Annotated in this window: 12 protein-coding genes; 9 read left to right on the forward strand and 3 right to left on the reverse strand. The window is 41.3% G+C overall.

The features are described from left to right. Positions 1 to 363: 363 nt before the first annotated feature. The 4 genes from BCY91_RS03265 to BCY91_RS03280 all read left to right on the forward strand — a co-directional run bounded on the left by BCY91_RS03265 (position 364) and on the right by BCY91_RS03280 (position 3,361). A complete protein-coding gene (locus BCY91_RS03265; RefSeq protein WP_120180594.1) occupies positions 364 to 1,320 on the forward strand; it encodes an NAD-dependent epimerase/dehydratase family protein in 957 nt (318 codons plus the stop codon). 132 nt (positions 1,321 to 1,452) lie between these two features. Beyond that, positions 1,453 to 2,178 (forward strand): YebC/PmpR family DNA-binding transcriptional regulator, encoded by a 726-nt coding sequence (locus tag BCY91_RS03270; RefSeq protein WP_120180595.1) that lies wholly within the window; start codon positions 1,453 to 1,455, stop codon positions 2,176 to 2,178. Positions 2,179 to 2,222: 44 nt separating this feature from the next. Next, a complete protein-coding gene (locus BCY91_RS03275) occupies positions 2,223 to 2,441 on the forward strand; it encodes a DUF2442 domain-containing protein (protein WP_120180596.1) in 219 nt (72 codons plus the stop codon). After that, positions 2,408 to 3,361, forward strand: coding sequence for a prolipoprotein diacylglyceryl transferase (locus BCY91_RS03280; protein ID WP_147387897.1), 954 nt, complete (start codon positions 2,408 to 2,410; stop codon positions 3,359 to 3,361). The genes BCY91_RS03275 and BCY91_RS03280 overlap by 34 nt, the downstream gene beginning before the upstream one ends. A 53-nt stretch (positions 3,362 to 3,414) precedes the next feature. On the opposite strand, the gene BCY91_RS03285 is transcribed toward BCY91_RS03280, so the two are convergent. Genes BCY91_RS03285 through BCY91_RS03295 form a run of 3 tightly spaced genes read right to left on the reverse strand, consistent with a single transcriptional unit; the run spans position 3,415 to position 7,408 of the window. Beyond that, positions 3,415 to 4,857 carry an O-antigen ligase family protein gene (locus BCY91_RS03285; protein WP_120180598.1) on the reverse strand — a complete coding sequence of 481 codons (1,443 nt, stop codon included), beginning with the start codon at positions 4,855 to 4,857 and terminating at the stop codon, positions 3,415 to 3,417. Continuing rightward, on the reverse strand, positions 4,844 to 5,950 hold the full coding sequence (locus tag BCY91_RS03290) for a Wzz/FepE/Etk N-terminal domain-containing protein (RefSeq protein ID WP_120180599.1): 1,107 nt from the start codon (positions 5,948 to 5,950) through the stop codon (positions 4,844 to 4,846). The genes BCY91_RS03285 and BCY91_RS03290 overlap by 14 nt, the downstream gene beginning before the upstream one ends. Before the next feature lie 27 nt (positions 5,951 to 5,977). Further along, entirely contained in the window at positions 5,978 to 7,408 is a 1,431-nt protein-coding gene (locus tag BCY91_RS03295; RefSeq protein WP_120180600.1) for an oligosaccharide flippase family protein, read from the reverse strand. 73 nt (positions 7,409 to 7,481) lie between these two features. On the opposite strand from BCY91_RS03295, the gene BCY91_RS03300 reads away from it, so the two are divergent. The 5 genes from BCY91_RS03300 (at position 7,482) to BCY91_RS03320 (ending at position 12,264) form a co-directional block, all read left to right on the forward strand. Beyond that, positions 7,482 to 8,588 carry a glycosyltransferase family 4 protein gene (locus tag BCY91_RS03300; RefSeq protein WP_120180601.1) on the forward strand — a complete coding sequence of 369 codons (1,107 nt, stop codon included), beginning with the start codon at positions 7,482 to 7,484 and terminating at the stop codon, positions 8,586 to 8,588. A 1-nt stretch (position 8,589) separates the two neighbouring features. Continuing rightward, positions 8,590 to 9,186, forward strand: a complete 597-nt coding sequence (locus BCY91_RS03305) for a ribonuclease HII (RefSeq protein WP_120180602.1) — start codon at positions 8,590 to 8,592, stop codon at positions 9,184 to 9,186. Between the two features lie 12 nt (positions 9,187 to 9,198). Further along, the gene (locus BCY91_RS03310; RefSeq protein ID WP_120180603.1) at positions 9,199 to 10,404 is read left to right on the forward strand and encodes a glycosyltransferase family 4 protein; all 1,206 of its coding nucleotides are present in this window, start codon (positions 9,199 to 9,201) and stop codon (positions 10,402 to 10,404) included. Between the two features lie 63 nt (positions 10,405 to 10,467). Further along, a complete protein-coding gene (gene gcvT / locus BCY91_RS03315; RefSeq protein WP_120180604.1) occupies positions 10,468 to 11,550 on the forward strand; it encodes a glycine cleavage system aminomethyltransferase GcvT in 1,083 nt (360 codons plus the stop codon). 3 nt (positions 11,551 to 11,553) lie between these two features. Further along, positions 11,554 to 12,264, forward strand: coding sequence for a 2-phosphosulfolactate phosphatase (locus tag BCY91_RS03320; protein ID WP_120180605.1), 711 nt, complete (start codon positions 11,554 to 11,556; stop codon positions 12,262 to 12,264). The last annotated feature ends 49 nt before the right edge of the window (positions 12,265 to 12,313 follow it).

Raw genomic sequence — 12,313 nt, forward strand, 5'->3', positions numbered from 1 at the left:
ACCGACGTTGCCGACACTGAACAACTTTTCCGTATTTTGCAATCCGTCCCGTCTAAAAAGGACGAGCCTTTCAAAATGTGGTTATTGCTGGAAACACTCGAAGAGAAATTGAAGACAAAACAGGCAAAAAAGTGGTAACGGCAATAAACGCGAAAGCTACCCTAACGATTAACGAAAACCCTGGGAAAATAGATGAGACCAGTAACAGTGCTGACACATAAAATTTCTATTGCATAATCCTGGATGGAAATAAGCACAAGCGGCAAAAGCTAAGCTTGCTGCGGAGTTAAAAAAGAGCCTCGATAAATTTAGCAGGATATTGGCGCTTCCATTGCTTGTCTTTTTTATAAAAGTTTAGATAAGATGGAACCCAATATTTTAATCATCGGTGCCAACGGTCAAATAGGTACCGAGCTTACCTCCAAGCTAAGAGAAATATATCCGCCAAATCAGGTGGTAGCCTGTGATATCCGCCGGCCTGATTACGACACCCTAAACGCAGGTCCTTTTGAGTTTGTAAATGTATTAGATAAAGAAAATGTGAAGCAGGTTTTTTTGAAATACCGGCCACAGCAGGTTTATCTTTTGGCAGCGCTGCTATCGGCCACAGGCGAGCAAAACCCGAAACTAGCTTGGGATCTGAACATGAACGGACTACTGAACGTTTTGGATTTTGCTGTGGAATTTAAGGTAGCTAAGGTGTACTGGCCAAGCTCCATCGCGGTTTTTGGGCCAAATTCGCCTAAAAAGAATACGCCACAGTTTTGCGTTATGGATCCCAATACGGTTTACGGAATTAGCAAGCTGGCCGGCGAACGTTGGTGCCAGTACTACTATAAACGTTTTGATTTAGATGTGAGGAGTTTGCGCTATCCCGGTTTAATTAGCTGGAAAGCAATGCCCGGTGGTGGCACAACAGATTACGCCATCCATATTTTTCACGAAGCATTAAAAAAACAAAGCTATTCTTCATTTTTGGCTGCAGATACTGTTTTGCCCATGATGTATATGGATGATGCTATCCGCGGAACAATTGAGCTGATGGACGCGGATGAAGCAAATATCAATATTAGGTCCAGCTATAATTTTGCCGGGCTAAGCTTTAGTCCCAAAACTTTAGCGGAAGAAATTCAGAAGCACATCCCTTCGTTTAAAATGCACTACAAAAAACACGACGAACGGCAGGAGATTGCCAACAGCTGGCCGCATAATATTGACGATAGTGATGCAAAAAAAGACTGGGCTTGGAAGCCGGAATTTAACTTGGATAAATTAACTTTGGCGATGCTGGAGAACTTGAAGGGAGGCAAAAGAATTTAGGCGGAGGTTCAAAGCGATAGGTTGGGGTTAAGCTTATAAGCTAACGAGGTGAAAGGTTTAAGGAGATTATAAACGCATTAATTAATGACCAATAAACCCACCCACTAATAACTAAATTACTAAAATAAAAAAATGGGAAGAGCATTTGAATTCCGTAAAGAAAGAAAGTTTAAGCGTTGGACCAAAATGGCGGTTCAGTTTACGCGTATAGGAAAAGACATCGCCATAGCGGTAAAAGAATCGGGTCCGCACCCAGAAACTAATTCCAAATTACGTACAGCCATCCAAAACGCAAAGGCGGTAAATATGCCGAAGGACCGGGTAGACGCGGCCATTAAACGTGCGTCTGACAAGGACACTGCCGGATACGAAGAATTTGTATATGAAGGATACGCCCCGCACGGTGTGGCTATTTTGGTAGAAACAGCTACGGATAACACCAACAGAACGGTAGCCAACGTGCGCAGTTATTTTACCAAAACAAACGGTTCTTTGGGCAAAACCGGCTCTTTGGATTTTATATTTAAACGTGTGTCGACATTTAGGTTTGAGCCGGGCGAGTGGGATTTGGAAGAACTAGAACTGGATTTAATTGATGCCGGTTTAGAAGAAATTTATGTTGAGGCAGATGAAGAAGGAAATGACATTGCTGTAATACATGCTGGTTTTGAAGATTTTGGCAACATGCAAAAAGCTTTGGAAGAAAAAGGCATTGAGGTAAAACAGGCTAAATTGGAACGCATTCCGCTTACCCACAAAGCCGTTACTGAAGAACAGGTTGCAGATGTAAACAAATTATTGGATAAATTAGAAGAAGATGAAGATGTGCAGGCTGTTTATCACAATATGGAAGAATAAACAGGGCAAAGAATAAAGAACAAAGAATAAAGCTTAGTTGTACCATGGGGATAGTTAGCAACCGCAGGAAAGATCAAGAACTTAAAGTTGTTTTTAATGATGATAGTTTGGTTTTAGAGATTGATGGCAAAGAAACAGCTATCCCACTATTGTGGTACCAAGCGCTATTAAATGCCTCGGAAGAAGAAAAGGCGGACTGGGAGTTAAGTGGCGACGGTAAAAAACTGGTGTGGAAGAATTTGAATGTGGAGATACTGATATGACTTTTGAAGAGTTTTTTTTAAAAAAGAAAATTGATTTAGAACTGTTTAGGCAAGGCGATCCCAATCTTTTTGATGAGTTTGCTTCACATTACGAGGTGATGAGCGAGAAGAGTTTTGATCATACCAAAAAATACTGGTTCAATAACCTTCGGCATATTTACCCACTTTCGGAAGTTAAAGAAGCCGCGTTAAAACAAGCTGTAAAAGCAGTGCCAACGGGCGAAAAACCGGAGAATGAAACGGTAACATCAACCGTTACAACTGCAATTAAAGCTCCAGCTTTTAAACCGCGTTTTAAGGTTAAAACAACCGAAACAGGCATAGCAGAAACTTCCGAAACCCAATCAGAAGAAACAGAGAGCGTTGCTCCAAAACCCACCGGTTTTAAACCTAGGTTCAAAGCCGGGGCAAGTACTGTTGCCAAATCAGAAGAAACGGCAGAAAAGGCTGACGTTAAACCAGCACAGGATGCTACGCCGGAAACTCCAAATAAACCCGCAGGGTTTAAACCACGTTTTAAACCGGGCGTAACCGGCGCTGCAAAACCTGAGGAATCTAAAGAGGCAAAAGAAGAAACCAAATCTGTTGAAGAGAGCGCTCCACAAGAAGCAACAAGCAAGCCAGCCGGTTTTAAACCACGTTTTAAAGCGGGCGTAACCGGCGCTGCAAAACCTGAGGAATCTAAAGAGGCAAAAGAAGAAACCAAATCTGTTGAAGAGAGCGCTCCACAAGAAGCAACAAGCAAGCCAGCCGGTTTTAAACCGCGATTTAAAGCGGGCGTAACCGGTGCTGCAAAACCTGAGGAATCTAAAGAGGCAAAAGAAGAAACCAAATCTGTTGAAGAGAACGCTCCACAAGAACCAGCTAACAAACCGGCTGGTTTTAAACCGCGATTTAAAGCGGTTAAAAAGGAAGAATAATTGGAGAGAAAGTTTATGTTTCTAAACCCAAGACAACGTAAACCTTCAAGCCATCAATTGCTTATTGTTATGTTTCGGGCCCGTGTTGTTTCCTTTAAATCAAGCGCTACAACCATTCCCATCATCGCCCAAAAAAGCACGGCAACTTTATCCTGATCTAAAAAGTTGTTGAGCAAGCCATGGAAAAAATAACTCACCATAGCTAATAAAACAGCCAAACAAAGTGTCTTAATATCTCGGTTTATACTCTGGTAATAAATACGCATGCTTATCCTCAGGAAAGTAAAAAAGAGCAGCAGCGTAATCAATAAACCTAAAACACCGCTTTCTACCAGTGGGCCAAAATATTCGCTGTGCATATTGCCCATATTACCATGAGTAGTGCTAATACTAGTCATTTCGTGCGCTTTTTGGTAAGGCGAATAGGTAAACATGTAGGTTCCGGGGCCAAAACCCAGCCAAGGCTTTTCTAAAAACATCCGATAGCCAGACTCCCACCGGTTTATCCGCTCCACGTTTGATTCATCGGTTTTTACATTGGATATGGAACGGATATCCGTAGCTAAATTTTTGCCAGAGACTGCACGGTTAAACTTTACTTCCTGATAAATTTGACGGCTAAAAACGGTCGTCAGTATTACAGCTATTGTTACCAATCCGGCCAAACTTTTAAAGCTCATACGCCAGCGCAGTAATAGATAAAATCCTAAAACAAAAACTAAACTTAATGCGGCTGCGCGCGAATAGGAAAATGCTACGCCCAATAAACAAAGCATACAAATCGCAACGAAAAACCAAAAGCCCAAAAAGCTTAAATTTCGATACTGTCTTAAAAGTATTACCGCACAAAAGACTAAAACCATTGCGCAAACTGCACTATAAACGGTATGGTCGTCCATAAAAGGGTGCATTACCAACATGCTTTTTGCTTGCGAAAACCCGGTGCTCGCGTGGTTTAACGTGGTGTAAATGATCACCAAACATAAGCCGGCGCCATAAGCCATAAAAAAGCGTTTAATGTTTCGTGTCTGTGCAAAAACAATGGCGCCCCAATAAAAAGCAAAAACGACGCTCCAGACGCGGGCGAGCAAAAATTTAAATGATATTAAAGGCAAAACACTGGTGACAGATGTGATACAAATCCAACTAAGGTTTAGCAAAACAATTAAACTCAACGGATGCGTAATTATTGGTTTTAATTGCTCCCAATTTTTCACCAGCTTAAAAATAAAAAGTAATAGAAAAAAAAGCATCAACGGTTCGTTGGGCACATTGATGCCGGCATCGCCGAATAACAATTTTACCGAGAAAGGCGTGCAAAATGCCACCAATAAAAACGCATTGCTGTTACTGAAAGTGAACAGCGTTAACACCGCCAACAAAGCGGGCACAATAGCAATGGTGTAGCCCGGTTGTCCCCACGTAAGGAAAGCGATGAGCAAAAGCGCTATTGCCGAAAAAAAATAAAGTTGGTGTACAGGTTTAAAGCCGAACATGCCGCGTGCGAAAACGTGGTGCAACAAATTCCAGATAGCAAACGGTTAAGAAGCTAATGATAAAGCCTGATAGCGTAAACAAGAAGATTAAAACTGCTTTTTGCGGGTATTTTGCTTTCTCTGGCACGCTGGCTTTCTCTATCAAAAAGCGTTGCGAGATGGCCGCTTTATAATCCAGTTCTGCACCTTCAAAACGCAATTGTAGGTTAGCCAAAGACTCTTGTTCTTTTTTATAAAGTGCTTCCAGCTCCAGGTATTTCCCGCTTAAACGCCCAAAGTTAGCTACCGTAGGTTTTAGGATCTGGTAGCTGGCTTTAGCGGCCGCTAAACGGCCCTGGGTTTTTATAATGGTGCTATCCGGCAGCTTAGAGGCATTTTGCTGATAAACTTTTAAACGTGCCTCCTCTGCTTTTACCCTTGTTTCGGCTTCAATGATGGCTTTGCTTAGCACTTCCGACTGCGATTCGTAATCAAAAACGCCCTGTTGCCTTATTTGCGAAAGATTTTTTAAAATGGCATCTACCTCTGCCTGTTTTTTTTGATATTGCTGCGCTATCAACTGGTAAGCTTGCTGGCCGCGTGCTTGCTGAATTTGGGTGCGCATACTGTCTAAACTTAGCAGAAAATAATCGGCCATTTCTTTAGCTAAAACGGCGTCTTCATCGCGCACGGCAATTTTAATGGCCAAATTATCGGTCCTTTTAAAATCACTGTTTGTTTTTAGCTTAGCGCGGGTTTTGGTTTGCGGATATTTGGTGTTTTTAAAGCCGTAATGCTCTTGCAGGTTAAATTTTGCAATTACGCGGTCTTTAAGTGCATCGGAATTCAGCATTTCTATGGCTTGGTCTATCTGGTCTTCATCGCCGTAGCGCATAAAGTTTTCTAAATTGTTTTCTGCCAATAAAGATTTAGAAATTGAATTGTTGGCCGGGATGTAAAAAACGGTAAATGCCTCAAATTCCGGTTTTGCTAAAAACGCCGTTGCAATGCCTACAAGCATCCCAAAAATGGTCAAAAACAAAATTTGTTTACGGTAATTATAGCTCACACGTAACAGATCTAAAAAATCTGGCTGGTTTGGTTTAAGTTCCATAAAATTGAAGGTGTGAATTTAATTAATTTATTGGCAATGCCTTGCTTTAAAGAATTGCTTAGGTGTTTTAACGATTTTCAACACCAGCGCAAGCGTTAAACTTAAAATGGCATAAAGCGGAAGCATGATCATCCAATTTAATGCAAAACTTGTTATTATCAGGCCAAAAACCCACAGAAAAGCCGTAAACAGCCCCAGTTTTAAATAAGCGTTTTTTTGGGTTAGAGGCTTAAAATTTTGATGATAAAACAGAAGATACAACAAAGCCACAAGCGCAAAGCTGATGAGAGAGGCCATACCGGCTCCAACGGCTTGGTAGCGCGGTATTAGGATAAAGTTCATCAGCAGGTTAACAGCAAAACCCAAGGCGGAAACGCCGTTTAAAATTCTGAACCGTTCTTGTGCGGTAAAAACACTGCTAAACACGTAGTACATCACAATCAGCGGAAGCGCAAACATGAGCAAGCCGAACAGCAGTTCCAATTGCGGTGTGTTTTGTTGCTGATAAAATAGCTCCATTAAAGGCGTCCTAAAAAACCAACTTACAAAGGCAATGATTAAGCTTAAACCTAAAAGCGTAAATAAACTGTCGCGCACAAGAACTTCAATACTTTGTTTGCGCGTAATTAAGTTGCAAAGTGTAGGATAAAATAAAGAAGCAAACAAAATAGGCAACATGCTGCTGGCATCCAAAAAGCGGTAAGCTGCTGCATAAACGCCGCTTTGCTCTCCTCCGTTAGGCAATAACTTCACCAATAATATCGCATCTGTTTTTTGATAAGCCAATACCAAAAAAGCAAATAAAGCGTAAGGCACAAGCTTTTTCAACAAGCTGAAATCAAAACTAAAACAAACTGTTTTAAACAGCGTAATTTGCTTTTTGGAAAGATAGAAGCCACAACATGCTACCGCGATGAACACCGAAATTATCTGCGCCAATACATAAACCCGCACAGACCATTGCAACCCGAAATTGAAGTATAGGAGAGGTAAAAAAGCGACGATAAGCAGGGCTTTATCAAACACAGAAAGGAAAACCTCTGCCGTGTAAAGCTGGTGCGCCTTTAAAAAACTACGCTGATAATTTAAGAAACTAAATAATACCTGATAAGCCAATAACAGCCATAGCAACAATCCGCCAATGCCAATTATTAAGGCAATTGCCCAGCTCACCACAATGTACACCGCCGCCAAAAAAAACTTTAGCTGTAAAAATTTGGAGCTGTTGTTAAGCGAGGATGAGCTTGCTAGGCTCTGGATGAGGTAGTTGTGCAAGCCGGGATCGTTGATAATACCTAAAATTAAAGTGAAGTTTAAGATGCTGTAATACTCGCCGTAATTGGCAAAGCCAACTTCTAGCTGCACCTTTCGCTCTACAAAAAAAATCCATACCATTTTCACCAGCAGGTTTAAAGCAATGAGGGCAATAACCCGGCTGGCAAACTTTTGATGGCTCATACAACAAAATAAAACCTTTAATCATAATCTGCCAATTTTTATATTTCATTACCTTAGTTGCTAAAACCCAAATTTGTTGCGCATAGCTGTAAATACCCGTTTGTTAATTCCGGATAAGCTGGAAGGTGTAGGTAGATTTAGTGTAGAACTGTTGCGCCGATTAGTGCAAAACCATCCCGAGGTGGAGTTTGTTTTTTGCTTTGACCGCCCTTTTTCTCCGGAATTTATTTTTGGGCCTAATGTTAAAGGTTTGGTGGTTAATCCGCCGGCGCGACATCCTTTTTTGTATTATTACTGGTTTCAGCACCGTTTGCCAAAAGCATTGGAAACCGAAAATATTGATTTGTTTTTTTCGCCAGACGGACATGTTCCTTTAAAGTTAAAAGCTAAAACTTTGGTTGCCATTCATGATTTGGCTTTCGAGCATTTTGCTAAAGGCGTAGATGTTTTGCACCAGCTATACTATAAGTTTTTTTTTCTGCGCTTTGCCCGCAAAGCCACTCGCTTAATTACCGTATCTGATTTTAGCAAGGCCGATTTGGTGCGTACGTATCAGGTAAATCCGGAGAAAATTGACGTGATACACAACGGTGTTTCTGCTGTTTTTAAGCAAAGTGAAATAAAGCTAGCGGACCGCATACCCTATTTTATCTATGTTGGGGCTATCCATCCGCGGAAAAATATTTTGAACTTGCTCCGAGCTTTTGAACAGTTTAAAACTGCAAATGCCGGCTTGCCCCATCAAATGGTTTTGGTGAGCAGAAGCAGTTGGAAAACATCGCAAATTGCCAGATATTTAAAGAAAATGATCCATCGTACCGATGTGATTTTCAATAAAAACCTGAGCGATAACGAGCTAAACATCTTGCTTAACAACGCCACAGCTTTGGTTTATCCGTCTTATTTTGAAGGTTTTGGTTTGCCCGTGATTGAAGCTTTCGCCTGCGGAACGCCGGTAATTACCACAAAAAATACCGTTATGGCAGAAATAGCGAAAGGCGCTGCACACCTTTTTGAAGCAAACAACGTTGATGAATTGGCCGAATTGCTATTTTTACAAGCAAGCGGCGCGGCACAAAACGCCGAAAAAATAAAATTAGGCTTAACTTTGGTCCAAAATTACAGCTGGGATATTGCCGCCGAACAACTATGGCAAACCATACAGAAAACACTCGCTTAATATGCTTTTACCTTTTTTTCAGGACGAGTTTTTAGAAGCCGGTTGTGATGAAGCTGGCAGAGGTTGCTTAGCAGGGCCGGTTTTTGCCGCCGCGGTCATTCTGCCAAAAAACTTTCATCACGAGTTATTAAACGATTCAAAGCAGATTGATGAAGCAAACCGTTACCGCTTGCGCCAAGAGATTGAAGCCACAGCGCTGGCTTTTGCCGTTGCCATGGTCGATCATGAAGAAATTGATCGCATCAATATTTTAAACGCATCTTTTTTAGCCATGCACCGCGCTATTGATAAATTGCATATTAAAGCAGAGTTTTTGATTATTGATGGAAACCGCTTTAAACCTTATCCAAACATTAAGCACGAGTGCATTGTAAAAGGTGATGGCAAGTATTTTTCTATCGCGGCAGCTTCTATTTTGGCTAAAACCTATCGGGATGATTTTATGGCACAACTGCACGCAGAATATCCTGTTTATCAGTGGAAACAAAATAAAGGTTATCCAACAAGCGTACACCGGCAAGCTGTGATGGAGATAGGCATTAGCCCTTATCACCGCAAATCTTTTAAAATCACCGACCCGCAACTGTCCATTTTTTAGTATTTTGCACACATGCGTGTGTTATTGCTTACGAATAGAGTGCCGTTTCCGGCAGACGGGGGCTACGCTATTGTAGTGCACAACACTGTGCAAGCTTTGTTAGATTTAGGTTGCGATGTCACGCTTTTTAGCCTCAATACCACCAAACATTACATCAATACATCAGAAATTGATGATCCGGTATTCCAAAAAATCAAATTCCACCAATATAAAATAGATAACCGCGTAAAAGCCGGCCGTGCGTTTTTAAACCTGTTTACCCGCAAGTCTTATAACATCAGCCGTTTTTTTCACCCGGGCTGTGCCAGCCGTTTGGGCCATATTTTAAAGCGCGAAAGTTTTGATGTGGTGCAATTTGAAGGCTTGCAGGTAACACCTTACTTATCAGTAATTAAAGCCAACAGCAAGGCTAAGTTGGTTTATCGTGCGCACAACATCGAACACCAAATTTGGAAAAGGTTAACCATTAAAGAGAACTTTTTAATCCGCAAACTGTACCTGCATTTATTAAGCAAAAGGTTAAAAAGCTTCGAGTACAATATTCTTAAAAAGTTTGATGCCGTTTTATCCATCAGTTTTGTCGACGAGCATTTTTTCAAATCCTTAGGGCATAGCCGGGTGTATACTTTTCCGGTTTCGTTAAACTTAGAGAACTATCAAAATCATTATAAGCTATCTCCGCATAAAAGTATTGGTTACATCGGTTCTATGGATTGGCGGCCAAATATCGAGGGCTTAGATTGGTTTTTGGAGCGCGTTTGGCCAAATATTGTGCAACTAGGCTCGGGAATTACATTCCACTTGGCAGGCAAAAGAATTCCGGAAACCTATTTCGGGCTGGCCGATGAACATTTTATTTGTGAAGGCCCGGTAGATAACGCCAAAGAATTTATTGCGCGGCAACATGTAATAATTGTGCCTTTATTAAGCGGTAGCGGTATGCGGGTAAAAATTATTGAAGCAATGGCGCTGGGCAAATGTATTATTGCCACCTCCATAGCGGCAGAAGGTATTGCTTACCATCACGATAGGGATATTTTAATTGCCGACTCTACCGATCACTTCTATAAGCAGATTTTAAGATGCTTTACCGATAGAAATTTAGTAAACCGCATAGGCGAAGGTGCGCGTAAGTTGGTAGAACGTAACCATAACCAAAAACTTTACGGCGAAAAGCTGATGAAGGTATATGAAAGTTTAACCGCCCAAGAAGGCTAAATTTTTATTATTTTCGCCACCTTAATTCAACGTTTTTCGCGTCAGATTGCTTTCGCAGATTTTATGAAAACCACCGCTTTAACCGCCAAGCACATCGGCTTAGGTGCCAAAATGATTCCCTTTGCCGGCTATAATATGCCCGTTCAATACGCTGGCATTAATGCCGAACATGAAACCGTACGCAATGCCGTAGGTGTTTTTGACGTGAGCCATATGGGCGAATTTATTGTGAAAGGCGAACAGGCTTTGGATCTGATTCAGAAGATAAGTTCAAATGACGCCTCAAAATTGGTGGATGGGAAAATCCAATACGCTTATATCCCAAATGAAACCGGTGGTATTGTAGACGATTTTTTGATTTACCGTATAGATGCCCAAACTTATATGTTGGTGGTAAACGCGGCAAATATTCAAAAAGATTGGGATTGGATTCAACAGCACAACAGCTTTAATGTTGATGTAAAAGATATTTCTGACCGTACATCTTTATTGGCCGTACAAGGCCCAAAAGCTGCCGAGGCTTTGCAAAGCCTAACCAATATCGCGTTAAGCGAAATGGATTATTACACTTTTAAAAAAGGCGCCTTTGCCGGTTTTGATAATGTATTGATATCCGCAACAGGCTATACCGGCGCTGGCGGTTTCGAAATTTATTTCGATAACGCTTACGCAGAGGCAATTTGGGACGCCGTTTTTAAAGCAGGCGAGCCTTACGGTATTAAACCAATTGGCCTGGCCGCGCGCGATACTTTACGTTTAGAAATGGGTTTCTGTTTGTACGGCAACGATATTGACGACCACACTTCTCCAATTGCGGCGGGCTTAGGCTGGGTGACAAAATTCACCAAAGATTTTGTGGGAGCTCAACTAATTCAACAACAGAAAGAGCAAGGTGTAAAGCAAAAGCTAGTAGGGTTTGAGATGTTGGAGCGTGGCATTCCCAGAAAAGATTATGAGGTAGTTGATGGCAACGGAAATTTAATTGGCAAAGTAACTTCGGGTACGCAGTCGCCGTCTTTACAAAAGGCCATCGGTTTGGCTTATGTAGATGTCGCTTTTGCTAACGTTGGCAGCGAAGTTTACATCAAAATACGCGATAATAAAGTTAAAGCACAGGTGGTAAAACCTCCTTTTTATCAAAAATAATTCATGCAAAAAAACATACAGGTTTGCCTAACGCCGGCTTTAATCTCGCTGTACGATTTATCCAATTCCATAGTAGTAGTTATAGATATTTTTAGGGCAACCAGCTCTATTTGTTACGGTATAGAAAACGGCGCCGAAGCTATTATTCCGGTAGCTACAGTTGATGAATGCCGCAATTATGGGCGAGGTTGCCTGCTAGCCGCCGAGCGCGACGGTAAAGTGGTAGAAGGATTCGATTTTGGCAATTCTCCTTTCTCTTATACGGCAGAAAAGGTTGCAGGTAAAACCATTGTTTTAACCACCACCAACGGCACGCACGCCATTAACGAATCTAAAAAAACCGCCTATCAAGTCATTATCGGCTCGTTTTTGAATTTAGACGCAGTTTGCGATTATTTAAAAGCAGCGCAAAAAGATGTGGTTTTGCTTTGCGCCGGATGGAAGAACAAATTCAATTTAGAAGATACCCTTTTCGCGGGCGCAGTAGTGCATCAATTAAAAGGCGAAGATTATTTTTTAGACGATAGCAGCACCGCCGCAGAAGATTTGTACCTTTTGGCTAAAGATGATTTAAAAGCCTACACCGGTAAAACCTCGCACAGTGAGAGGTTAAAAAACTTGGGTATTGAAAAAGATATTGAGTTTTGTTTAAATGTGAATACTACGCAAAGCATACCGGTTTTAAAGGGGGATAAGCTGGTGAGGTTAGGGTGATATTTTTTTTTAATTAGTAAAATTGTTAATTTAAAAAACTAACAACTTT

The organism is Pelobium manganitolerans, assembly GCF_003609575.1.
In the GTDB taxonomy this organism is placed as follows: domain Bacteria; phylum Bacteroidota; class Bacteroidia; order Sphingobacteriales; family Sphingobacteriaceae; genus Pseudopedobacter; species Pseudopedobacter manganitolerans.

Coding starts and splice junctions, on each gene's coding strand:
- BCY91_RS03265 (WP_120180594.1), top strand. CDS start 364: ATGGAACCCAATATTTTAATCATCGGTGCCAACGGTCAAATAGGTACC.
- BCY91_RS03270 (WP_120180595.1), top strand. CDS start 1,453: ATGGGAAGAGCATTTGAATTCCGTAAAGAAAGAAAGTTTAAGCGTTGG.
- BCY91_RS03275 (WP_120180596.1), top strand. CDS start 2,223: ATGGGGATAGTTAGCAACCGCAGGAAAGATCAAGAACTTAAAGTTGTT.
- BCY91_RS03285 (WP_120180598.1), bottom strand. CDS start 4,857: ATGTTCGGCTTTAAACCTGTACACCAACTTTATTTTTTTTCGGCAATA.
- BCY91_RS03290 (WP_120180599.1), bottom strand. CDS start 5,950: ATGGAACTTAAACCAAACCAGCCAGATTTTTTAGATCTGTTACGTGTG.
- BCY91_RS03295 (WP_120180600.1), bottom strand. CDS start 7,408: ATGAGCCATCAAAAGTTTGCCAGCCGGGTTATTGCCCTCATTGCTTTA.
- BCY91_RS03305 (WP_120180602.1), top strand. CDS start 8,590: ATGCTTTTACCTTTTTTTCAGGACGAGTTTTTAGAAGCCGGTTGTGAT.
- BCY91_RS03310 (WP_120180603.1), top strand. CDS start 9,199: ATGCGTGTGTTATTGCTTACGAATAGAGTGCCGTTTCCGGCAGACGGG.
- gcvT (WP_120180604.1), top strand. CDS start 10,468: ATGAAAACCACCGCTTTAACCGCCAAGCACATCGGCTTAGGTGCCAAA.
- BCY91_RS03320 (WP_120180605.1), top strand. CDS start 11,554: ATGCAAAAAAACATACAGGTTTGCCTAACGCCGGCTTTAATCTCGCTG.